Genomic DNA, 524 nt, shown 5'->3' on the forward strand with positions numbered 1-524 from the left:
GTGACCACGGTTGCGCCGGTTTCCTGGGCTTGTTGCCAGCGGCGCAAGGTCGCCCAGGCAAAAGGAATGTAACTGGCAACCATCATATGGTCGGTGTAGTTGATCAGTTGCGCGAGCAGGCCGTCGCGGGCCGGCATATCACCCCGTCGCGTCTTTTCCAGCATGGCGGTACAGGCGGCATCGTCGATGGACTCGCAATCCGGGTCCCACAAAATCGACGACCACTCTTTGTCATTAAAGCGCACAGGCATGAAATGCTGCTGTTGCCCGTGATGCTGATAGGGATCACCGCCCACGCGCACCAGACCGGCACCAAACAGCAACATGCCATAGAGTCCGGAAAAGACCGTCGTCACCAGGCCCGGGACCCAGACCTTCCAGTTAGCGTCCATCCACGGCGCCGGTACGCCGGGCACCGGGTCGTTGTGGTTGACCATGCGGTGATGGACGAGGTCGGTGGCGCCTTCAACAAAGGTTGAGTCGCCAGCGCGTGGGGCGCCGTAGGTGTAGAGGAGGATGTTGTA

General features: G+C 60.7%; 1 pseudogene. It reads right to left on the minus strand.

Features of this window, described 5'->3' with window-relative positions:
* A pseudogene (locus tag IC37_RS28655) lies at positions 1 to 524 on the minus strand (lipase family protein); the annotation flags it as partial.

Origin of the sequence: Pseudomonas sp. QTF5, from assembly GCF_000512695.2 — a bacterium.
Lineage (GTDB): Bacteria > Pseudomonadota > Gammaproteobacteria > Pseudomonadales > Pseudomonadaceae > Aquipseudomonas.